The organism is Thermohalobacter berrensis (genome assembly GCF_003609645.1).
Classification (GTDB): Bacteria; Bacillota; Clostridia; order Tissierellales; family Thermohalobacteraceae; genus Thermohalobacter; species Thermohalobacter berrensis.
In genome coordinates this window covers 270,645-294,104 of record NZ_MCIB01000001.1, presented here as the reverse complement: position 1 = coordinate 294,104, position 23,460 = coordinate 270,645, and the positions used below count along the sequence as shown (strand labels likewise).

The 23,460-nt window shown below is 27.5% G+C and carries 23 protein-coding genes; 20 read left to right on the top strand and 3 right to left on the bottom strand.

Annotated elements, in window-relative coordinates; all coding sequences use genetic code 11:
- Positions 1-25 precede the first annotated feature (25 nt).
- Positions 26-1,423 (top strand): oxaloacetate decarboxylase subunit alpha, encoded by a 1,398-nt coding sequence (locus BET03_RS01525; RefSeq protein WP_120166531.1) that lies wholly within the window; start codon positions 26-28, stop codon positions 1,421-1,423.
- Between the two features lies 1 nt (position 1,424).
- Here the strand turns inward: BET03_RS01525 and BET03_RS01520 are convergent, their stop codons facing one another.
- Positions 1,425-2,063 (bottom strand): hypothetical protein, encoded by a 639-nt coding sequence (locus tag BET03_RS01520; RefSeq protein WP_120166529.1) that lies wholly within the window; start codon positions 2,061-2,063, stop codon positions 1,425-1,427.
- A 75-nt stretch (positions 2,064-2,138) separates the two neighbouring features.
- Here BET03_RS01520 and surE point away from each other — a divergent pair, with 75 nt between their 5' ends.
- The 16 genes from surE (at position 2,139) to pdxR (ending at position 16,207) form a co-directional block, all read left to right on the top strand.
- Positions 2,139-2,897 (top strand): 5'/3'-nucleotidase SurE, encoded by a 759-nt coding sequence (gene surE, locus BET03_RS01515; protein ID WP_120166527.1) that lies wholly within the window; start codon positions 2,139-2,141, stop codon positions 2,895-2,897.
- A 139-nt stretch (positions 2,898-3,036) separates the two neighbouring features.
- Positions 3,037-3,258 (top strand): 4Fe-4S binding protein, encoded by a 222-nt coding sequence (locus BET03_RS01510; RefSeq protein ID WP_120166525.1) that lies wholly within the window; start codon positions 3,037-3,039, stop codon positions 3,256-3,258.
- Positions 3,251-4,384, top strand: coding sequence for a 2-oxoacid:acceptor oxidoreductase subunit alpha (locus tag BET03_RS01505; RefSeq protein ID WP_207666021.1), 1,134 nt, complete (start codon positions 3,251-3,253; stop codon positions 4,382-4,384). Before BET03_RS01510 ends, BET03_RS01505 begins: the two co-directional genes overlap by 8 nt.
- A gap of 2 nt (positions 4,385-4,386) precedes the next feature.
- Positions 4,387-5,208, top strand: coding sequence for a 2-oxoacid:ferredoxin oxidoreductase subunit beta (locus tag BET03_RS01500; RefSeq protein WP_183108668.1), 822 nt, complete (start codon positions 4,387-4,389; stop codon positions 5,206-5,208).
- 1 nt (position 5,209) lies between these two features.
- The gene (locus BET03_RS01495) at positions 5,210-5,740 is read left to right on the top strand and encodes a 2-oxoacid:acceptor oxidoreductase family protein (RefSeq protein WP_120166521.1); all 531 of its coding nucleotides are present in this window, start codon (positions 5,210-5,212) and stop codon (positions 5,738-5,740) included.
- A gap of 16 nt (positions 5,741-5,756) precedes the next feature.
- Positions 5,757-6,662: a MurR/RpiR family transcriptional regulator gene (locus BET03_RS01490; RefSeq protein WP_120166519.1), complete on the top strand. Its 906-nt coding sequence runs from the start codon at positions 5,757-5,759 to the stop codon at positions 6,660-6,662.
- Between the two features lie 123 nt (positions 6,663-6,785).
- Positions 6,786-7,397 carry a histidine phosphatase family protein gene (locus BET03_RS01485; RefSeq protein WP_120166517.1) on the top strand — a complete coding sequence of 204 codons (612 nt, stop codon included), beginning with the start codon at positions 6,786-6,788 and terminating at the stop codon, positions 7,395-7,397.
- Positions 7,398-7,399: 2 nt separating this feature from the next.
- Complete coding sequence (locus BET03_RS01480) at positions 7,400-8,623, top strand: BaiN/RdsA family NAD(P)/FAD-dependent oxidoreductase (RefSeq protein WP_120166515.1); 1,224 nt, start codon at positions 7,400-7,402, stop codon at positions 8,621-8,623.
- Positions 8,624-8,792: 169 nt separating this feature from the next.
- Positions 8,793-9,146, top strand: a complete 354-nt coding sequence (locus BET03_RS01475; protein ID WP_183108667.1) for a hypothetical protein — start codon at positions 8,793-8,795, stop codon at positions 9,144-9,146.
- A gap of 51 nt (positions 9,147-9,197) precedes the next feature.
- The gene (aroH, locus tag BET03_RS01470; protein WP_120166511.1) at positions 9,198-9,557 is read left to right on the top strand and encodes a chorismate mutase; all 360 of its coding nucleotides are present in this window, start codon (positions 9,198-9,200) and stop codon (positions 9,555-9,557) included.
- Positions 9,558-9,612: 55 nt separating this feature from the next.
- Positions 9,613-10,269 carry a (d)CMP kinase gene (gene cmk, locus BET03_RS01465; protein WP_120166509.1) on the top strand — a complete coding sequence of 219 codons (657 nt, stop codon included), beginning with the start codon at positions 9,613-9,615 and terminating at the stop codon, positions 10,267-10,269.
- A 3-nt stretch (positions 10,270-10,272) separates the two neighbouring features.
- Positions 10,273-10,854, top strand: coding sequence for a lysophospholipid acyltransferase family protein (locus tag BET03_RS01460; RefSeq protein ID WP_120166507.1), 582 nt, complete (start codon positions 10,273-10,275; stop codon positions 10,852-10,854).
- 16 nt (positions 10,855-10,870) lie between these two features.
- Positions 10,871-12,844, top strand: coding sequence for a bifunctional 4-hydroxy-3-methylbut-2-enyl diphosphate reductase/30S ribosomal protein S1 (locus tag BET03_RS01455; RefSeq protein ID WP_120167002.1), 1,974 nt, complete (start codon positions 10,871-10,873; stop codon positions 12,842-12,844).
- 148 nt (positions 12,845-12,992) lie between these two features.
- Positions 12,993-13,769: a CheR family methyltransferase gene (locus BET03_RS01450; protein WP_120167000.1), complete on the top strand. Its 777-nt coding sequence runs from the start codon at positions 12,993-12,995 to the stop codon at positions 13,767-13,769.
- A gap of 232 nt (positions 13,770-14,001) precedes the next feature.
- A complete protein-coding gene (locus BET03_RS01445; RefSeq protein WP_120166505.1) occupies positions 14,002-14,604 on the top strand; it encodes a helix-turn-helix domain-containing protein in 603 nt (200 codons plus the stop codon).
- A 103-nt stretch (positions 14,605-14,707) separates the two neighbouring features.
- Positions 14,708-16,207 carry a MocR-like pyridoxine biosynthesis transcription factor PdxR gene (gene pdxR / locus BET03_RS01440; protein ID WP_120166503.1) on the top strand — a complete coding sequence of 500 codons (1,500 nt, stop codon included), beginning with the start codon at positions 14,708-14,710 and terminating at the stop codon, positions 16,205-16,207.
- Here the strand turns inward: pdxR and BET03_RS01435 are convergent.
- On the bottom strand, positions 16,202-17,206 hold the full coding sequence (locus BET03_RS01435) for a potassium channel family protein (protein WP_183108666.1): 1,005 nt from the start codon (positions 17,204-17,206) through the stop codon (positions 16,202-16,204). The genes pdxR and BET03_RS01435 overlap by 6 nt on opposite strands.
- 463 nt (positions 17,207-17,669) lie before the next feature.
- On the opposite strand from BET03_RS01435, the gene BET03_RS13540 reads away from it, so the two are divergent.
- Complete coding sequence (locus tag BET03_RS13540; protein WP_183108665.1) at positions 17,670-17,819, top strand: hypothetical protein; 150 nt, start codon at positions 17,670-17,672, stop codon at positions 17,817-17,819.
- A 65-nt stretch (positions 17,820-17,884) separates the two neighbouring features.
- On the opposite strand, the gene BET03_RS01430 is transcribed toward BET03_RS13540, so the two are convergent.
- Positions 17,885-19,078 (bottom strand): pyridoxal phosphate-dependent aminotransferase, encoded by a 1,194-nt coding sequence (locus tag BET03_RS01430; protein ID WP_120166499.1) that lies wholly within the window; start codon positions 19,076-19,078, stop codon positions 17,885-17,887.
- A gap of 277 nt (positions 19,079-19,355) precedes the next feature.
- Here BET03_RS01430 and miaB point away from each other — a divergent pair, with 277 nt between their 5' ends.
- Both miaB and mutS read left to right on the top strand, forming a co-directional pair.
- Entirely contained in the window at positions 19,356-20,690 is a 1,335-nt protein-coding gene (gene miaB, locus BET03_RS01425) for a tRNA (N6-isopentenyl adenosine(37)-C2)-methylthiotransferase MiaB (protein ID WP_279230301.1), read from the top strand.
- Positions 20,691-20,789: 99 nt separating this feature from the next.
- Positions 20,790-23,450, top strand: coding sequence for a DNA mismatch repair protein MutS (gene mutS / locus BET03_RS01420; protein ID WP_120166495.1), 2,661 nt, complete (start codon positions 20,790-20,792; stop codon positions 23,448-23,450).
- Positions 23,451-23,460 lie beyond the last annotated feature (10 nt).

Genomic DNA, 23,460 nt, shown 5'->3' with positions numbered 1-23,460 from the left:
AAGTGAGTAAATAGGAGGGGCATATATGCCAAAGATAAAGATAACAGAAACAATTTTTAGGGATGCTCATCAATCTTTGATTGCAACTAGGATGAAAACTGAAGAAATGCTACCGATTGCTGAAAAATTAGATAAAGTTGGTTTTCATTCCTTAGAAGTATGGGGAGGAGCAACATTTGATGCTTGTTTAAGATTTTTAAATGAAGATCCTTGGGAAAGATTAAGGAAATTAAGAAAAGTAATAAGAAAAACCAAACTTCAAATGTTATTAAGGGGACAAAATTTGTTAGGTTATAAAAACTATTCAGATGATGTGGTAAGAGAATTTATTAAAAAGGCTATCGAAAATGGTATAGATATAATAAGAATATTTGATGCATTAAACGATGTGAGAAATCTTAAAGCTGCTGTAGAAGAAACTAAAAAGGCTGGTGGACACGCACAAACAGCTATATCATACACAGTAAGTCCTGTTCATAGTATTGATTATTATATTAGATTAGCAAAGCAGATGCAAGAAATAGGGGCAGATTCAATTTGTATTAAGGATATGTCAGGCATATTATTACCTTACGAAGCTTATGAATTGGTAAAAAGAATGAAACAACGCGTCAATGTACCGATACAACTACACTCACATTTCACCAGTGGAATAGCTAATCAAACTTATATGAAAGCCATAGAAGCAGGGGTTGATGTAGTAGATACAGCTTTATCACCTTTTGGCATGGGTACAAGTCAACCTGCTACAGAGTCTTTTGTTGCATCATTAATGAAATCACCCTATGAAACTGGTTTAGATTTAAATTTATTAAATGAGATTGCAGAATATTTAAGACCTGTTAGGGACAAATATATAGAAAAAGGAATTTTAAAACCTAAAGTTTTAGGGGTTAATGCTAAAACTTTAATATATCAAGTTCCAGGTGGAATGCTTTCTAATTTGGTTTCTCAACTTGAACAACAAAATGCATTACATAGGTTTGATGAGGTATTAGAGGAAGTTCCCAAAGTAAGGAAGGATTTAGGTTATCCTCCACTTGTAACTCCACTTAGTCAAATGGTTGGAACTCAAGCAGTATTAAATGTAATTTTGGGAGAAAGATATAAAGTTGTTCCTAAAGAAATAAAAAATTATGTTAAAGGTTTGTATGGCAAACCAACAATTCCTATTTCTGGAGAAATAAAGAAAAAAATAATAGGTGAAGAAAATATTTATACAGGTAGACCAGCAGACCTTTTAAAACCACAACTAGATAAATTAAAAGAACAGATAAAAGAATATATTGAACAGGATGAAGATATTTTAACATATGCTTTATTCCCACAAGTTGCATTAAATTACTTTAGAATAAGGCAAGTGGAAAAATACAAAATTGATGACACGTTATTAGATATTGAGGAAAAAACTTATCCAGTATAATTTAGCAAATAGAATGTAAATATATTGTATTTGGTCTATTACTTGTGTATTTAATTTTTTTAACCCATGAATTATTTTCTATTGGTCTACCACATTTTAAGCAAATATAATTTGATTTTTTGATATAATCTATGGAAACCTCCTTTGGGAGGTTTCCATATTTATCCCAGCTTTTCCAACCTGTTTTACATAGCTTGCTTCTATTTTCATAGTCCGCATATACCCACTTTAATATTCTGTGAAAATGAAAAGGATATTTAGTGTATCGTATAAAAGGAGATGGAATACCTAGGGATATTCCATATTCTTCAAAGGTTTTCTCTATTTTAGTTTGTAATGGTTCACCAATTTTAACACTTTTGTAATTAAAATTTTCTTGTTCGAACCATTTTCTTAATTTATCGAACATATAACCTCTACATACTTCAATTTGTTCATTTTTTTTTACATTTAATTTTGAAAATAGTCTTTTTATAATAACTACTACATAATCTAAATATAACTTTTTTTTAAAATTTTCTTTTGAATAAAATTTTATTGGTATAAATTCATAATAGTACTCATTAGTTTCTACTCTAATAGCTCCAATGCAAGTTCCACCTATTAAACTTCCGCTACCAGCATCATCAATTTGAATCAAAGCTACCACTCCTATATTTAGATGTAATATTATTATTAACTATACAAAAAAATTTATTTAAAGGAGAGATAAATAATGCAAATATTGGTTACTAACGATGACGGTATTAATGCTATAGGAATTAGAAAATTAGCTGAAAGCTTAAAAAAAATAGGTAAAGTAACTGTTGTTGCTCCAGATAGGCAGAGAAGCGCTATAGGGCATGCTATTACATTACATAAACCTTTAAGAGTTGATAGATTTGAATTTAATGATATAGAAATAGATGCATGGTCAATTAACGGAACTCCTAGTGATTGTGTAAAGATTGCTGTGGAATCAATATTAGAAAAAAAACCAGATGTTGTTGTTTCAGGTATAAACGATGGACCTAATTTAGGAACAGACGTTTTATATTCTGGTACTGTATCAGCTGCTATTGAAGGTGCAATACATAATATACCATCTATTGCTATATCAGCAGTTGGTTCTAAAGAAAAAATTAATTATGAAGGAGCAAAGATATATTCTTGCAAATTAGTAAAGTCAATTATAGAAAAAGATATACCAAACAATATAATTTTTAATATAAACATTCCAGCTTTATATATAGAAAAAATAAAAGGTATAAAAGTGACAGAGTTAGGGATTAGGAAATATAAAAATAATTATATTAAAAGGAAAGATCCAATGGGAAAAAGTTATTATTGGTTAGCAGGCAAACTAATAGAAATAGAAAACAACAAAGAAAGCGATGTTATGGCAACTGAAAGTGGCTATATTTCAATTACACCATTACATTTTAATTTAACTAATTATGATTTTCTCGATGAAATGAAAAATTGGGAATTATAAAGAAAAATGCATAAATTGAAATAAAACTTGCAAATTTTAATTAAATTATTAAAATTATGAAATTTTGCTTGCAATACAAAAAACATTCTGTTATTCTAGTGGTAGAAAATGTTTTATCGAATAAAGGGGGATTAATTTAATGGCCACGTCATTAAAAATTAAAAATGAGAAAAAGCTCATAGTAAAATCTGAATGGTGTAAAGGATGTGGCATATGTGCTGCTTTCTGCCCAAAAAACGTTTTATCAATTGAAAATGAAATAGTTAAAATAGTCGATATTGATGCTTGTATAAAATGTGGTCAATGTGAAATGCGTTGCCCTGATTATGCAATTTACTTAGGGGGTAAGGATGATGAGTAACCATATAAAACTTATGCAAGGAAATGAGGCTTGTGTTGAAGGAGCAATAGCAGCAGGAATGCGTTTTTTTGCAGGCTATCCTATTACACCATCTACAGAAATTGCAGAAATATCTGCGCAAAGATTACCAAGAGTAGGCGGTAAATTTATACAAATGGAAGACGAAATTGGTAGTATGGCTGCAGTGATTGGTGCATCATTAACTGGTTTAAAAGCAATGACAGCAACTAGTGGACCAGGATTTTCTTTAAAGCAAGAAAATATTGGATATGCTGCTATTGCTGAAGTACCTTGTGTTATTATTAATGTTCAAAGGGGAGGACCTAGTACAGGTTTACCTACTTCGCCAGCACAAGGAGATATTATGCAAGCAAAATGGGGAACACATGGAGACCATCCAGTTATAGCATTATCACCTTCATCTGTTAGGGAAACGTTTGACTTAACTATTAAGGCATTCAATTATGCAGAAAAATATAGGGTACCTGTGATAATGTTAATGGATGAAGTAATAGGTCACATGAGAGAAAAAGTAGAAATACCTAACAGAGAAGACTTAGAAGTAATAGATAGAAAGAAACCAACAAGTGGACTTGTTGATTATAAACCATATAGAATTGAAGATGGAGAGTTAGTACCACCTATGGCTGAATATGGTGGAGAATATAGATTTCATGTTACAGGATTAGTACATGATGAAACAGGATTTCCTAGTAATACACCAAAGGTAGCAGAAAGTTTAATAAAACGATTAATAAAGAAAATTGATGACAATAAAAAGGATATTTTCCTTTATGAAGAATATAAACTGGAAGATGCTGAAATAGCTCTAATATCATTTGGAAGTACTGCTAGGTCAGCCAAAAGTGCAGTAGATATGGCTAGAGCCGAAGGAATAAAAGTGGGACTTTTTAGACCTATAACAATTTGGCCATTTTTAGATACTGAAATAGAACAATTAGCTAAAAAAGTAAATAAGATTATTACTGTTGAAATGAATTTGGGGCAATACGCTATAGAAGTTGAAAGAAAAGCTTGCAAATATGCACATGTTGATAAATATGGTAAATTGAATGGAGAACTAATTACTCCTGATGAAATTCTTAAGAAAATTAAGGAGGTCTAAAATTGTCTAGTAGATTAATAAATGAGTATTTAAGGGAAGATAAATTACCACATATATGGTGTCCAGGGTGTAGTCATGGTATAACAATGAGAGCGATTGTTAAGGCCATAGATAATTTAAATATTGAAAAAAATAATATTTGTATTGTATCGGGAATTGGTTGTTCTTCAAGAGCTCCTGGGTATATGGACTTCAATACTTTACATACAACTCATGGAAGGGCTTTAGCTTTCGCTACTGGAATAAAAATGGCAAATCCAAAGCTTAAGGTTATTGTTATAACAGGTGATGGCGACTGTGCAGCTATTGGAGGTAATCACTTAATTCATGCTGCCCGTAGAAATATAGATATAACTACTATAGTTTTTAATAATAATATATATGGTATGACAGGAGGACAATATTCACCTACAACTCCTCAAGGAGAAAGAGGAACAACAGCACCTTTCGGTAATATAGATAAAAATTTTAATTTATGCAATTTAGTTAAGGCAGCAGGTGCAACTTACACAGGCAGGTCAACTGCATACCATGTAAATATGATTACCAAACTTGTTGAAGAAGGGATTAAAAATAAAGGTTTTTCTTTTATAGAAACCTTAAGTATTTGTCCAACTTATTATGGTAGAAAAAATAAAAAGGGTAATGTTGTAGATATGATGAATTATCTTAAGAATAATTCAATAAATGTAAAAGCAGCAGAAAAACTTTCAGACGAACAATTAAAAGATAAAATTATAGTAGGAGAGCTTTATAAGACTCAAGAGCCAGAATATACAGAAGAGTATAAAAAAATTATTGAAAGTTTTCAAAAGGAGAGATAGTATGTCTAATCAATATGAAATTAGACTAAGTGGAGCCGGGGGGCAAGGATTAATTTTAGCCGGTATAATATTAGCTGAAGCAGCTATTAAAGATGGGAAAAACGCTGTCCAAACTCAATCATATGGTCCTGAAGCTAGGGGTGGAGCAAGTAAATCTGAAGTAATTATAAGTAATAAAGAAATAAACTATCCAAAAGTTAGAAAATGTGACCTATTATTAGCTCTTACCCAAAAAGCATGTGATGAATACATAGATTCATTAAAAAAAGATGGTATACTAATAGTAGATAATAGTGTGGAAGTAAAAAGGAAAGATATTAAAAAATTTAAACTTCCTGTTATTGAAACTGCTAATGAAAAATTAAAAGTACCAATGGTTGCAAATATTGTTGCATTAGGTGCTATTTGTAAGGCTTCAAGTATTGTTACTAAAGATTCCTTAGAAAATGCTATATTAAATAGAGTACCAAGGGGGACAGAAGATATAAACAAAACAGCTTTCGAGAAGGGGTTAAATCTAATAAACAACTAAGGTAAGGAATGGTTATATGAAAAAAAATAGTAATCTTGATGAAAACGAAAAAGACTTACTAAAACTAATTCAGGTAAAGTTTAATAAATTGAGTAAAGGACAAAAACTAATAGCAGAATATATCTTATCACATTATGATAAAGCTGCTTTTATGACAGCTGCAAAACTTGGAGAAATGGTTGGAGTTAGTGAATCTACTGTTGTTAGATTTGCAAATGCTTTAGGATTTTCAGGTTATCCAACTTTGCAAAAAGCGTTACAAGAATTAATCAAAAATAAACTAACAACAGTTCAAAGACTTAGTATGTCAAATAATTTTTCTAATAAAAAAAGTAGTGGTTTGATTAAAAAAGTCTTAAAAGCAGAGATGGATAATATTAGAGCAACTTTAGATGAAATTGATGAGGAAGTATTTGATAAAGTAATTGATAGTATTTTTAAGGCTAAAAGAATATATATTTTAGGACTTAGAAGTTCAGCTACTTTAGCTAATTATTTAGGTTTCTATTTAGGACTGATTCTAGATAATGTAAAGATTGTAACTTATGGTGTAAGTAATGTTTTTGAACAATTATTGCGAGTTACAGAGGAAGATTTAGTTATAGGTATAAGTTATCCTAGATATTCTAAAAGAACTATGGAAGCATTAAGATATGCAAAGAGTCAAAAAGCTAATATTGTGGGGATTACAGATAGTTATATTTCACCTATTGCAAGTATTTCAGACTTTACTTTAATAGCTAAAAGCAATATGGCATCTTTTGTAGATTCACTAGTAGCACCTATGAGTTTACTTAATGCTTTAATAATTGCCATTGGTATGAGAGAAAAGAATGAAATTAGAGAGTATTTTAAAAAATTAGAATATATTTGGAGAGAGTATGATATTTATGACAATCTAGATAAAAATGACTATTTTTAATACTGGCATAATGCCAGTATTTTTTATTTTTTAATATAACATAATTGATGTTATCATAATTGATAAATAATATAAAAATAAATATCATATAATTTTACAAATAATATTAAAAGGAATGATATAATGAATAAAATATATTTGCTTAGACATGGGGAATCCCTATGGAATAAAACTGGAAAAGTTCAGGGACAAAAAGATATAAACTTATCAAAAAAGGGAATTTGCCAAGCAGATAAAATAGGATTTACATTGGCAGATAAAAAAATTGATTATATATATTCAAGTGACTTAATTAGAGCGTATAAAACTGCTAAAATAATTGGAGGAAGATTAAATTTAGAAGCTAAAAAATTAAAAAGTCTTAGAGAAATCAATTTCGGTCCTTGGGAAGGACTAACATTGTCAGAAATAAGAACTAAATATTATAAAGATTATTTTATTTGGCGAAACAATCCCCATAAATTTTTACTTCCAGGAGCTGAGACTCTTTTAGATGTTCAGAACAGAATGCTTAAAGCTTTAAATAATATACGTAAAGTGCATATGAAAAGTAATATCCTAATAGTTTCACATGGTACTGCTATTAAAACTTTAATTTTAGGTATATTAGGCTCAGATTTATCTAATTATGGTAAACTTACAATTAGTAATGGTTCATTAAGTATTATCGAATATGGTAAATATGGCCCCATAATTAGAGTATTAAATGATACGAAATACATTAAGGAGGTATAAACTTGACAAATAAAATAGCAGTTATAGGAGGAGGCCCTGCTGGAATTTTAGCAGCTGGTACTGCAGCAAGTAGAGGAAAAAAGGTTATACTATTTGAAAAAAATGATAATCTAGGAAAAAAACTTTCTATAACAGGTAATAGAAGGTGTAATGTTACAAATGCATGTAGCATTGAAAAACTTATAGACAGTGTTGTAACAAATAAAAAGTTTTTATATAGTTCATTTTATACATTCAGTAATCAAGATATTTTAAATCTTTTACAAACATATGGAGTAAAAACAAAAACTGAAGATAATTTAAGGTGCTTTCCTATTTCAGATGATGCCAAGGACGTAATTAATGCCTTTAAAAGGTATCTTAAAGATAAAAAAGTAACTATAAAACTAAGTAAAGAAGTAAAAGACATCAAAAAAGTGAATAACAAATTTCAATTATTTTTTAATAATGCTAATAAAGAAAATTTCAACAAAATTATACTAGCAACTGGTGGGATTTCATATCCAAATACAGGTTCAACAGGTGATGGATATAAATGGGCTAAAAAATTTGGACATACTATAATAAAGCCTAAGCCAGCTTTAGTTCCTATAGAAATAAAAGAAAATTGGGCAAAAGAATTACAAGGTTTGGCACTTAGAAAATCTAAAATTAAAACCTTTATAGAAAATAAATTAAAATTTGAGTTATCTGGAGAAATGCTTTTTACTCATTATGGTATATCTGGTCCGATTATCTTAGAGTTAAGTAGTTTTATAAATAAATATAGTAATAAAAATATACACTTTAAATTGGACTTATTGCCAGATATAAGTGAAGTAAAATTGGATCGATATTTGATTAAGTTAATAAACAATAACCCTAGCAAGTTATTTAAAAATATTCTAGAAGATATTTTACCTAAAAGAATTATACCTATTATATTAAATGAATCAAAAATTAGCAGCAAAAAGGCTTGCAATCAAATTACTAAGTCTGAAAGAAATAATTGTATATATAGTATTAAAAACTTAAAGATGACCTATAAAAATTTAAGGGCTATAAAAGAAGCAATTGTAACATCTGGAGGTGTTTCAACAAGTGAAATTAACCCTTCTACAATGGAATCAAAATTAATTCCTGGTTTGTATTTTGCCGGAGAAATAATAGATATTGATGCAATTACAGGTGGATTTAATTTACAAATTGCTTTTTCTACAGGATATTTAGCTGGATTAAATTGTTAAAAATGTGCTTTTAAGCACATTTTTTTTATTTATATGCATAACATATAAAAATAGAAGTACTTTAAAGGAGGTGTTATATATTTCAAGGAATTTTTTTAATAAAATAGAATCCCTATTGCTAAAGCTTTGTATAATTAGTATTTTACTTCTAATAGCTTTACAGATTGTGTTGAATAATGAAACTTTATCAGTCTTTTTAAATAAAAATATTGAAGGAGTCCCATTAGAATCTATTAATAAAAAGAATAAAGGTATAATCATATTAAAAATTCTAAATAGCAAAAATTATGGAAATGTTGAAGTACTTATAAATGGAGAGACTGTTAAAAAATTTGGTAATCAAAAAGAGATTGATATAAAAGTTTATAATAATGATCTAATAGAAATAAACGGTACTATGTATAAAGAAAATATAGAAGTTAAAGTTGTCGGAGTAAGTAAAAATATAAAAACACCTAAACTAAATTCAAGTGTCACAACCTCTAAGAGTATTGAAATCTTAGGAAAAGTACTGTTAAAATAAACTTGTACTATAAAAAAAAATAATATATAATGAAATGAGGAAGTGATTTACATGAGGGTAGTTTCAGTAAGAGGAGCAATTACAGTAGAAAAAAACACAAAAGAAGATATAGTTAAATCAACTGAGGAACTTTTAAATGAATTATTAATAAAAAATAACATACATAATGAGTCAGTTATAAGTATAATTTTTTCATCAACCAAAGATTTAAATAAAGAATATCCTGCTTTTGCTGCAAGAAAATTAGGATTTGTTAAATGTGGCTTAATGTGTTTTCAAGAGATGGAAGTAGAGAATAGTTTAAAAAAATGTATTAGGGTTCTAATTCTTTTCAATAGCAATAAAAAGCAATCTGAAATTAGACATGTATATTTAAAGGATGCAATCAAGCTAAGACCAGATTTATTATAAATTTTACAAACCACCTTTTAACGGTGGTTATAATTTTGCTTAAAGGAGGTTTAAAATGAAAAAAATATCAATTGCAATTGATGGTCCTGCAGGTGCCGGTAAAAGTACGATAGCCAAGATTATATCTAAAAAGTTAAAAATCACATATATAGATACTGGTGCTATGTATAGGGCCCTTACTCTGAAACTATTAGACAATAAAATTAATTTAGATGATATAAATTCAATAAAAAAAATACTAACAAACACAACTATTGATTTTAAAAATAATAATATATACTTAGATGGAAAAATAGTAAATGAACAAATTAGAACCAATAAAGTTAATAATAATGTATCTAAAGTAGCAAAAATAAAGGAAGTTAGAGAAGAATTAGTGAAAAAACAACGTCAAATTGCTTGCAATAAAAGTGTTGTGATGGATGGTAGAGATATAGGAACCTATGTTTTACCATATGCAACTTTTAAATTTTTTATAACTGCTTCAGTAGAAGAACGTGGTAAAAGAAGATATAAAGACCTAATAAAGAAGGAAAAAGATATTACTTTGGAGAAAGTAATAGAGGAAATAAAAATTAGAGATAAAATAGATAGTACTAGGGAACTTTCACCTTTAAAAATGAGTAAAGATGCTATTTTAATCGATACAACATATAAAACTATTGAAGAAACAGTTAATGAAATTTTAACTTATATTAAGGAAGGGAGGTAATTCATGAGCTTCTATAAACTTGCTAAAAATTTAAGTTATCTTTTTTTTAATTTTATATACAGAATAGAAATAAATGGTCTTGAAAATATACCTAAAAAGGGTAGATTAATAATATGTTCTAATCATAAAAGCCTTTTAGACCCTATTCTTGTTGGAATTTCATTAAATAGAAAGGTCCACTTTATGGCTAAAAAGGAATTATTTAAAAATAAATTTTTTTCAATTATTTTGAAAAAACTTGGAGCTTTTCCTGTTGATAGAAAAAATACTGATTTATCTGCTATAAAAAAATCTATAAGAATTCTTAAAGAAGAAAAGGTTTTAGGTATTTTTCCCGAAGGAACAAGGGTTAATAATGAAAATATTAAACATGCAAAACCAGGTGTTGCAATGATAAGTATTAAGAGTAAATCTCCTGTTATACCTGTTTATATTGATACTGACTATAAGTTATTTAATAAGGTTAAAATAAATATAGGAAATCAAATTGAGTTTAAAAACTATTACTCTAAGAAAAATAGCCAAGATGATTATAAAAAAGTTAGCCAAGAAATTTTATCTTCTATATATAAACTTAAAAAATAGAGTAGGAGGTTTTATTTTGAAAATAATTTTGGCTGAAAATTCAGGGTTTTGTTTCGGAGTGAAAAAAGCTATAGATTCAGCTTATGAAACAGTAAATAATAAAAAGAATAATGTTTATTCTTTAGGACCTTTAATTCATAACAAACAAGTTATAGAACAATTAAAAAGTAAAGGATTAAAAACTATTGAAAATATTGATGATGTAAAAAATGGCAAAGTTATAATTAGGTCACATGGTGTACCTTTAAACATATACGATAAGACTAAAGAAAATAATATTGAATTAATAGATTCTACATGTCCATTTGTTAGAAAAGTTCAAAAAAAGGCCAATGAATATTACAATAAAGGTTATCAAATAGTAATTATAGGAGATAAAGAACATCCAGAGGTAATAGGGATAAACGGCTGGTGCAATAATTCTGCTTATATAGTAAACTCTATGGAAGATATTAAAAAGATTCCGTTGTTAAACAAGCTATGTATTGTTGCTCAAACTACAATAACTGAGGAAAAATTTGAAAAGCTTTCTAAAGAAATTGTAAAAAAAGCAAAAGAAAGTAAAATATTTAATACTATTTGTAATGCCACACAACTAAGGCAAGAATCATGTAAAAAAGTAGCACAAAAAGTTGATGCAATGATAGTTATTGGAGGATTTCATAGTTCTAATACACAAAAGCTTGTTAAAATTAGCAAAAAATATTGTCCAAACACTTATCATATTGAAACGATAAAAGATTTACCATTAGAAGATTTTAAAAAATACCAAACTGTTGGTATAACTGCTGGGGCTTCAACTCCAGATTGGATAATTAAGGAGGTAATAGATATAATGAGCAATTTTAATAATCATAACGAGAATATGAATAGCATGTTAAATTCTTTATCAGATGTAGCTAATCTAGAAAAAGGAGATATAGTTGAAGGGGAAATAATTTCTGTAAATAATGAAGAAGTAATAGTAAATATTGGCTATAAAGCAGATGGAATAGTAAAAAGTGAAGAATTTTCAGTAGATTCAAATGTTAATCCAAGTGATGTAATAAAAGTTGGAGATAAAATAGATGTATATGTAATGGAAGTAGATGACGGAGAAGGTAATGTTTTACTTTCTAAAAAGAGAGCTGATAAAATCCTTGGTTGGAAAAAACTAAGTGAACTATATAAAAATAAAAAAGTAATTAATGTTAAAGTAATAAGAAAAATTAAAGGTGGACTTTTAGCTTTAGCAGAAGGTGTTATAGGATTTATTCCTATTTCACATATTTCGACTAAATTTGTAAACAAGTTAGATTCATATATAGGTAAAATACTAGAAGTAAAGATTATAGAATTTAATAGAGAAAATAAAAAGCTAGTTTTTTCAAGAAAAATTGTCGAGCAAGAAGAAACAGAAAGAAAGAAATTAGAATTGTTATCAAAATTACAAAAAGGTGCCATAGTTGAAGGTATAGTAAGAAAAATAACTAATTACGGAGCTTTTGTTGATATTGGAGGAATTGAAGGCTTACTACATATATCTGAATTATCATGGGCTAAAATTAGTCATCCAACGGAGTTAATTAATGAAGGAGATAGGATTAAAGTTTTAATTAAAAATATTGATAAAGAAAATGAAAGAATTTCTTTAAGTTTAAAAGCAACTCAACCGCATCCTTGGGAAAATATAGATAAAAAATACAAAGTTGGAAATATAGTAGAAGGTAAAGTTGTTAAATTAATGTCTTATGGAGCTTTTATAGAATTAGAGCCAGGAATAGAAGGGTTAGTTCATATTTCTCAAATTAGTAATGACCATATTGCAAAACCTTCGGAAAAATTAGAGATTGGTGAAAAAGTTAAAGTTAAAATTTTGAATTTAGATATAGAAAAACAAAAAATTAGCTTAAGTATTAAAGAAGCAGATGATTCTAAAAATGTTAATTATCAAGAATATAATGAAGATATAGAATTTACAATAGGAGATATTATAAAAAGCAAAAATTAGCTATATGTATAAAAAATAAATTAATGTCAAAAATAATTTATAACCTTACAAAAACCCCCTTTACATTCTTTAGGTGGCATATTGCCGCCTTTTTTTTTATATGTTAAAATTAATCTATATTTTATTAAATAAAGTAGAGGGGTTTATTATGGATAAATACGAAGTTTTTAAGAAACAGATATATAAACTTACAAATATAGACTTAGGGTCTTATAAAGAAAAACAAATGAAAAGAAGGATTAATTCATTAATTAAAAGAAATAATTTTAGAAATTATGATAATTATTTTAAAGCATTAAAAAATGATAACAATCTTTTAGATGAATTTTTAAACTATCTAACCATTAACGTTTCAGAATTTTTTAGGAATCCTGAGCAGTGGAAAGTATTAGAAGATTATATATTGCCTAAATTAATTAAAAGTAAAGGGAAAAACATAAAAGTATGGAGTAGTGCTTGTTCTACTGGTGAAGAGCCATATACACTTGTTATGATTCTTTCAAAATATCTGAATCTACAAGATGTAAAGGTTCTTGCAACTGATATAGATAATAATGCAATTAATAATGCAAAAGTAGGAGTATATGATGAAAAAAGTTTAAAGAATGTACCATCTAATTTTAAAAGTAAATATTTTACTAAGTTAGGTAGAAAATTTAAAATTGATAATTCAATAAAACAGTGTGTCAAATTTAAAAAACATAATCTACTAGAGGATGATTACCCTACAAACTTAGACTTAATAATTTGTAGAAATGTAATGATATATTTTACGGAAGAAGCAAAAAATAAATTATATAAAAAATTTAATAAATCCTTAGCAGATGATGGAATCTTTTTTGTTGGTAGTACTGAGCAAATTATTTTACCAGAAAGATATAATTTTAGACCAATAAAAACTTTTTTTTATAAAAAAGTAAAATAAATTACAATACATAAAGTAAATTGTAATCCAAGTACACTGAAAAATGATTTTAAAACATAATTTCTGCAATCGACAGAAATTATGTTTTTTTATTTTACATTTTTCTACATGATTTGAAGTTCTAATTTAAAAATATCGAATATTGTTGTAAAAAAATTCAAAAAAAAATGAAGGACATATTGAACTTATAGAGAAATAGATAATATGTAATATTTTACATGGAGGTGATTAAATGCCAGAATCTCAAATTGATCCAAAAAAAGAATATAGTATATCTGAAGTTGCTGAAATAACTGGTTATCAGCCTCATGTTTTGAGATATTATGAAAAAGAATTTGATTTAGAAATTCCTAGAAATGAAGCTAATCATAGATATTATACCTATAAAGAAATAGAAACTTTAAATTATATCAAAGCATTACAAGAAAAAGGCTTTACAAACAAACAAATAAAGCTAATTTTAAATTCTCCTGAAATAATTTTGAATGAACAGCAAAGAGAAACAGCTGTAACAACTATGATAGATAAGGAAAATAATACATCAATAGAAGAAATTACTACCAAACTTCAAAACTCAGTCTCTCAGCAGCTACAGGAATTTATAGAAAGTAAAGAATATACTAGTTTAAAGGAAATTAAAGAATTAAAAGAAGAAGTAAAAAAATTAAAGGAAGAAATTAGAAGCAAAGAAAGAGATGTGCTAATTTGTGAAAATGCTAAATTAAAAATGAAAGTTAAAGAAAAATCTTATGAAATCATACAATTAAAAGAAAAACTAAAAAAAGAAAAGGAAAATAATAAGAGTTTTATAAAAAGAATCTTCAAAAAGAAATAAAATTCAACCTTACAGGTTGAATTTTTTATTTTTTGAATATCTTTTTGGAATTTGATAAAATTATAATATAAAAATTGTATGGGTACAATATAGGAGGTTATAAATGGTAGAGTATAACAATATTAAGCTAAATAGAAAAAGTAATCAGTATTTATATATTCAATTATATAATGAATTGAAAAGTATGATTTTAAATGGGGTTCTAACACCACACACCAAGCTTCCTCCGATAAGAAGATTAGCAAATTTACTGAAAATAAATAATGCAACAGTAGTAAATGCATATAAATTATTAGAGCAAGAAGATCTTGTGTACAAAAAAGTAGGTAGTGGTACTTTTGTAAAAAATATTAATAACAAAGATATACGCTATATAGAAACTCATAGTGAAGAAAGATATTTAGATGAAAAGAACAGGAATATTATTAATAGTAATCAAATACAAATTAATAAGAATACAATAAACTTTGCTAGTGCTACCCCAACTCCTGACTTATTCCCAGTAACCGAATTTAAATCAGTTCTGAATGAAGTTCTCGATAGGGATAGAGGAAATGCTTTTGGTTATCAAGAGAGCCAAGGATACTTGCCATTAAGAAAAGCTATAAAAAAATATTTAATAAATAGTAATATAATAACAACTATAGATAGTATTCAAATAATTTCAGGGGCTCAACAAGGAATAGATATTTTATCTAAAGCTTTAATTGATTATGGTGATATAGTATTTACCGAAAATCCAACATATGCTGGTGCTATATCATCTTTTAAATCTCGTGGTGCAAGGATTATTGGAATTCCAATAGAAAAAGATGGTATTGATATAAAAGCTTTAGAAAATAAGTTAAAAAGTTTTAAACCTAAATTTATCTATGTTATGCCAAACTTTCAAAATCCTACGGGTTATTCATATTCAGTGGAGAAAAAGAATAAGTTATTAGAATTAGCTTATAAACATGACCTGTTTATAATAGAAGATGATTATCTAAGCGATTTATCGTTTTTTAGCAGTAATAATCAAACCCTAAAATCATTAGATACAGAAAATAAAGTTATATATATAAAAAGTTTTTCAAAAATTTTCATGCCAGGTTTAAGATTAGCCTTTATGGTTACACCTATTTCAATTTATAATAAAGTAATTGCTGCTAAACATATGTCTGATATATCTACATCTGGCTTAATTCAAAGAGCATTTGATTTATATCTAAGAAAAGGAATATGGAAAAAACATATTAATTATATGGAAAACATATATAAAAAACGCTTTGAGATTATGTCAGATAGTATAAAAAAGTATATACCTAAAGAAGTTAAATATGATTTACCAAAGGGTGGATTAAATTTCTGGTTTAGTTTACCGGATAAATATTCTTCATGGGATTTATACAATTTTTCTCTTAAAAATAATATTATTTTTATGCCTGGTTCAATTTTTTATGTTAATAAAGAAGATGATCATCATTTTAGAATAAGTATAGCTTCTATTTATTCAAGTCAAATAGAAAATAGTATCAAATACTTTTCAGAAGTAATCAATAGTTTTTTAAAAAAGACAAATAATGAAATAGAAAAAGGTGATTCATATAGGCCTATTCTATAATTTTATCTTATTCTCAGCTATATACAAAAGAATATCATCCTTTGTCAATATTGTATTACTGTCTGGATTAAGGAAAATTTTATCGTCTCTATAATATCCAATTAAAGTGGCTTTTTTATTTAAAAAATCTATAGCCACTTCTTTATATGGTTTATTATTATATTGTGGTATATTGCTCATTTCGTAAATTTCATTACCGTAGGAATTTGTCATTAATTCTTTAAAGGCTTTGCTTACACCTTTATATAAGGCACATCTCATAAGTATTCTGCTTTCAAACTGACTGCTAATTATTATATCGTCAACATTAGCCCTTTTAAAATGAACTATATTTAAATGATTTAATACCTCTGCAATTAAATAAACATTAGGGTTTATTCTATCAACAGCTAAACATATGAGTACCGATTTTGCATCTATCATTTCTGCATTGTTAAGCTTTTTGTCTGCTAAAACTATTACTGTTTTAGCCTCTTTTATATTAGCCCTATTTAGTACTTGGTCATTAGTTGGATCTCCTTTTATATAGGAAATATTTTTATTGTTATAAGGATTTTGGTCTAAATTATTATCTATTAACGCTATTTCTATATTTTTATCTTCACGTGTTAACTCTTCAATAATTGATTTAGACCTGTAGTTCCACCCAATAACTATTATGTGATCACTAAAATTTACGTCCATAAGCCCCATTCCTTTCTTCAAATTTTTTTCAACTAAAACCGATGCTATAGAAGCGGTAATAAATCCAAATGCTCCTATACCTATTATCATAAGTAAAATAGCAATTACTCTTCCGATTGAAGTTACTGGATATATATCACCATATCCGACAGTTGTACTTGTTACAAATCCCCACCATAAGGCATCTATAAAACTTTTAATATTCTTATTATATGGGGCTTCAAAAAGATAAAATAAGCTAGAAAAAAATATTATAAATAAAATAGCTATAACTAAAGATTTATAGAGTTTAGTAGCAAGTATTGATATATGCAATTTTTTAAAAAAAGTTGTAAAGCTAGTTATTGTTATCACCGCCTAATTTTCAAAAGCCTATATAAATTAGTATTTCTATAATAGTTAAATTTAATTAATTATTTTAAGTTTCAAAAAACTAATTCTTATTATTAGATAGTTATCTTAAAACATCAATAATTATAGTAGTTTTTTAAGTTATTTTGTCAATATTCTATGTATTTGATTATTTATATGGAGATATGAGTAAATAGATTTTATTGATTGTTTATTATATCTTAAAATATATTCTTTTTATATGTTTAAAGAATATTAAATTGCATATAACAATACATATAATTGCATTATTTTATTTTTATTTTAGTTACGATAGCATTATATGCAATTTTTAAGTTTTGCTTATGCAAATTTCAGAAAACAAGTTTGACATAATATGTTTATAGTGTTATAATTTATATATAAGATAATAATAGGAGGGATGCAGATGAAAGAAAATATAGTAAAAAATCTAAAATCAGCTGAAATTAGTAGGTTAAAAAAATGCGGAGCTATAACTTGTATCCATAATATTGATGGATACTGTAATATGGAAAAATGTCAAATGTTCGAAAGGACTTTAAGACAAGAATATTAATAAACTTCCTTTTAAATAAACAAAAAGAAAAAAGAGGAAGAAAAATCTTCCTCTAGAAAGTTTCTTTATTTTTTGTTTGGATAAACTTCTAATCCTTTTTTAATTATATTCATTGCCTTTCTAAGTGCTTCTTCATTAAGTACATATGAAATTCTAACCTCATCTTTTCCTAATCCTTCTGTTGCATAAAACCCTTCAGCCGGTGCTAGCATTACAGTTTGATTATCTACATCAAAGTCCCTTAATAACCAAATCACAAAATCTTCAGCATTTTCCACTGGTAGTTTAGCTGTTACATAAAAAGCACCATGTGGTTTTTTACAAATTACACCATCAATCTCATTAAGGGCATTATATACTACATCTCTTCGTCTTTTATACTCATTTACTACCTCAGTAAAATAGTTGTCTGGTACATTTATCAATTCTGCTGCACCTATCTGTTCAATTGTAGCTACGCATAATCTACTCTGACATAGTTTTAATATTTGTTTAATTAATTCCCTATTTTTACTTGCAATTGAACCGATTCTAGCACCACATGCACTATATCGTTTTGATACACTATCTATAATTACAACTCTATCTTTTATATCTTCTAAATGGGCAAAACTCATATATTCAAATCCATCATAAACAAACTCCCTATACACTTCATCTGCTACTATAAATAAATCATGTTTCTTAGCCAAATCCCTTAGCATATATATTTCTTCTTTTGTATAAACAACTCCTGTTGGATTCCCAGGGTTTGATAACAATATGGCTCTAGTTTTTGGTGTAATAAGTTTTTCTATTTCCTCTTTTTTAGGTAAGTGGAATCCTTCTTCAGCTTTAGTTGTAATTGGAACAACATCAACACCTACAGAACTTCCAAAACCATTGTAATTTGTATAAAAAGGTTCTGGTATAAGAACTTGGTCCCCATGGTCACATATAGCTATTAGAGTAAATAGAAGTGCTTCACTTCCACCATTTGTAATAAGTATCTCATCTTTATCAAAATTAATATCATACTTTTTATAATATTCTATAAAACTGTCTATTAATTCAGGAATACCTTGTGAAAAAGTATAAGCTAATACTTCCTCATCAAAACTTTTTACAGCCTTAAAAAATGATTCTGGTGTTTCAATATCAGGTTGCCCAATATTTAAGTGATAAACCTTCTTTCCTTTACTCTTTGCCTCTTCGGCTATGGGAACTAATTTCCTAATAGGGGATTCTTGCATAGAAGTAATTCTTTTTGAAAAATTCATAATAAAGTCCTCCTTATCTTAATATTTTGAAAAAAGCTAATATTAAAAAAATAATCGTTATTGAAAACCTTTCCATTTATATAATATCATAAAATTAGCTTAAAGCATAGAATAGATATGTAATTTTTTGTATAGGTATAATTATTGTTGGTTTAAAACTCTACTTTTAAAACCTTTTATAAACAAAATTATTATGTTATAATAATGGTTAATTGAAAAGGTTATAATTATTACTGTAGTTATAAGAGATTATAAACTTACCAGAGGAGGAAGTAAATTGAGTAGCAAAAGTAAATACCTCATATCAACCTGGGGTTGTCAGATGAATGAACATGATTCTGAAAAAATGGCTGGTATGTTAGAAACTATGGGTTATGAAAGTACAAGCAATGAAAAGGAAGCTGATTTAATAATATATAACACTTGCCTTGTTAGGAAAAATGCTGAACTTAAAGTTTATGGTAATCTAGGACATTTAAAAACATTGAAAAAGAAAAAGCCAGATTTAATAATAGCAGTATGTGGATGTATGACTCAAAAGAAAGAAATAAGAGATTTAATCAAAGAGAAATATAGTCATGTTGACATTGTATTTGGTACTCATAATATACACAAGCTTCCAGAGCTTATAGCTAACCATAAGCAAAATCCAGGAATGGTAATAGATGTATGGGAAGAAGCTGGAGACATTGTTGAAGATGTTCCTGTTAGGAGGAAGTTCGGTTTTAAGGCCTTTGTTAATGTAATGCATGGATGTAATAATTTTTGTACTTATTGTATTGTACCTTATACTAGGGGTAGAGAAAGGAGTAGACATCCAGATAATATACTTAAGGAAATAGAACAATTAGCAAAACAAGGATGCAAAGAGGTTACACTATTAGGACAAAATGTAAACTCATACGGAAAGACTTTAGAAAATAAAATAACATTTGCTAAGTTATTAAGAATGGTTAATGAAATAGATGGTATTGAAAGGATTAGATTTACAACATCACATCCGAAAGATTTATCAGATGAGTTGATTTACACTATTAGGGATTGTGAAAAAGTATGTGAACATATACATCTGCCATTTCAAGCAGGAAGTAATAATATTTTGAAAAAGATGAATAGAAAATATACAAAAGAACAATACTTAGAATTAGCTGAAAAAATAAAAAAAGAAATTCCAGGTGTAGCCATTACTACTGACATAATCGTAGGTTTTCCAGGTGAAACTGAAGAAGACTTTAAAGATACTTTAGATGTAGTAAAAAAGGTAAGATTTGACTCAGCCTTTACATTTATCTATTCAATTAGAAAGGGGACACCAGCAGCAAAAATGGAAAATCAAATACCTGATGATATTAAGCATAAAAGATTCCAAAAACTTCTTGATACTTTATATCCAATAAGTTTAGAAATTAATAAAAAGTTAAAAGATAAGGAAATAAAAGTGCTAGTAGAAGAAGTAAGTAAAGCTGATGATACTAAATTAACTGGAAGAACTAGGACAAATAAAGTTGTTCATTTCAAAGGCGATAAAAGTTTAGTTGGAAATATTGTTACTGTTAAGATAACAAATCCTAAAACTTGGACTCTAGAAGGAGTTTTAGTAGAGGAAAACTAATGTTAAATAGGCTAAGGATACCCTTAGCCTATTCTATTTGCAGATTTTATTATGATATACTATATATATAATGCACTAAGATAACTGGAGGGAATTCTATTGGGTAAATTAACACCAATGATGAAACAATATATGAAAATCAAAGAAAAACACAAAGATTCAATTTTATTTTTTAGATTAGGTGATTTTTATGAAATGTTTTTTGATGATGCTATAATAGCCTCTAAAGAATTAGAAATAACGCTAACTGGTAGAGATTGTGGAAAAAAAGAAAGAGCTCCAATGTGTGGAGTTCCCTATCACTCTGCTGATTCTTATATTGCAAAATTAGTTGAAAAAGGTTATAGAGTAGCTATTTGTGAACAAATTGAAGATGCTTCCCAATCAAAAGGTATTGTTAAACGTGATGTAGTTAGGATAATAACACCAGGCACAATAACTGATGATAAGGTGTTGGATGAAAAGAGTAATAATTATCTTTGTTGTATATATATGGATAAAGACGGTATTGGAATAACATATGTAGATGTTTCTATTGGTGACTTGTATACTACACAGATAATTGGAAATGAAAAGAAAATAGAAAGGATATTATTTGATGAATTAGCCAAAATTAGACCTAATGAAATTATAGTAAATGAATTTTTATATAATAATGAAGATTTAACTAACAGTATAAGAAAAAGATTTAATACAGTAATAGATAAATTTGATGAATGGGCTTTTGAATTATCTACTGCAGAACAAAAAATAAAAACTCAAATGTCTGTAGTAACTTTAGAAGGATACGGGTTTAAAAATAAAAAATATAGTATTGCTTCAACAGGTGCATTAATCGAATATTTAAATGAAACTCAAAAAGTGTCATTAAATCACTTAAATAATATCACTACATATTCAATTAATAAGTTCATGGTATTAGATATGAATACAAGAAGAAACTTAGAACTTACTGAAACTATAAGGGGAAAAAGCAAAAAAGGCTCACTTTTTTGGTTACTTGACAAAACTTCTACTGCAATGGGTGGTAGACTATTAAAAAGATGGATCGAAGAACCATTAATAAATATAGAAAAAATAAACGAAAGGTTAGAGTCAGTAGAAGAATTAATTAATAATATTTTACTTATTGATGATATCAAGAAACTATTAACCAGTGTTTATGACATAGAAAGACTAATGGGAAAAATTGTTTATGGAAACTGTAATGCTAGAGATCTTCTATCATTAAAAAATTCTATTAAAGTTTTCCCTAAATTAAAATCAATTTTACTTACTACTAATTCTAAACAATTAACTAAATTAGCAAAAAACTTAGATACTCTTAATGACATTTATGAACTTATTGAAAAATCTGTAATTGAAGACCCTCCTTTAACAGTTAAAGAAGGAAACATAATAAAAAGTGAGTATAATAAAGAATTATTTGAACTTAGAGAAGCAATGACTAAGGGGAAAGAATGGCTTTCAAAATTAGAGAAAAGAGAAAAAGAAAGAACAGGAATAAAATCTTTAAAAATTGGCTTTAATAAAGTATTTGGATATTATATTGAGGTAACAAAATCAAATATTAAATATGTGCCTGACAACTATATAAGAAAACAAACCTTAGCAAATTCAGAAAGATATATTACACCTGAACTTAAAGAAATGGAAGCTAAAATATTAGGAGCAGAAGAAAAAAGTATGAAACTTGAATACGATCTATTTGTAGAAATAAGAAATACAATCCGTCAAGAAGTAAAAAGAATACAGAAGGCAGCAAAAATTGTATCAACTATAGACGCCTTAAATTCTTTAGCACAGGTTGCATTTAAAAATAATTTTGTTCGTCCAAGGCTAAACAATAAAGGTATTATTAAAATTAAGAATGGTAGACATCCTGTTGTAGAAAAAATGCTAGAAAATGAATTGTTTATACCAAATGATACACATTTAGACAATAATCAAAATAGAATAGCAATTATTACTGGACCAAATATGGCAGGTAAATCGACTTATATGAGGCAAGTAGCATTAATTACATTAATGGCCCAAATAGGTAGTTTTGTTCCTGCAGATGAGGCTAATATTGGAATCGTCGATAGGATTTTTACAAGGGTAGGTGCTTCAGATGATTTATCACAAGGTCAAAGTACTTTTATGGTGGAGATGAGTGAAGTAGCTAATATCCTTAACAATGCAACAAATAATAGTCTATTAATATTAGATGAGATTGGAAGAGGTACTAGTACCTTTGACGGGTTAAGTATTGCTTGGGCTGTTGTTGAGTATATAAGCGATAAGAATAAAGTTGGAGCTAAAACCTTGTTTGCAACTCATTACCACGAATTAACTGAATTAGAAGGTAAAATTGAAGGCATTAAAAATTATAACATATTAGTTAAAGAAAAAGGTGACGACATAATATTCCTACGCAAAATAGATAAAGGTGGAGCTGACAGAAGCTATGGAATAGAAGTTGCTAAGTTAGCAGGTGTGCCTCATGAAGTTATCAGAAGAGCCCATGAAATACTAAGTGAATTAGAAGATAGAGATATTGCAAAAAATAGTGTTGCTATTACCAAAAGTAATACCTATGAAGAAAGTAAGACAAATGAAACAATTGGAGAAAAAAATAATAATCATCAGTTAGATTTATTTAGTATAAAAGAAAGTCAGATTATTGATAAACTAAAATCAATTGATATGATGCAAATTACACCTTTAGATGCAATTAATTTATTATACGAGTTATCTAAGGAAGCCAAAAAAATGTAGGTGATTTAAC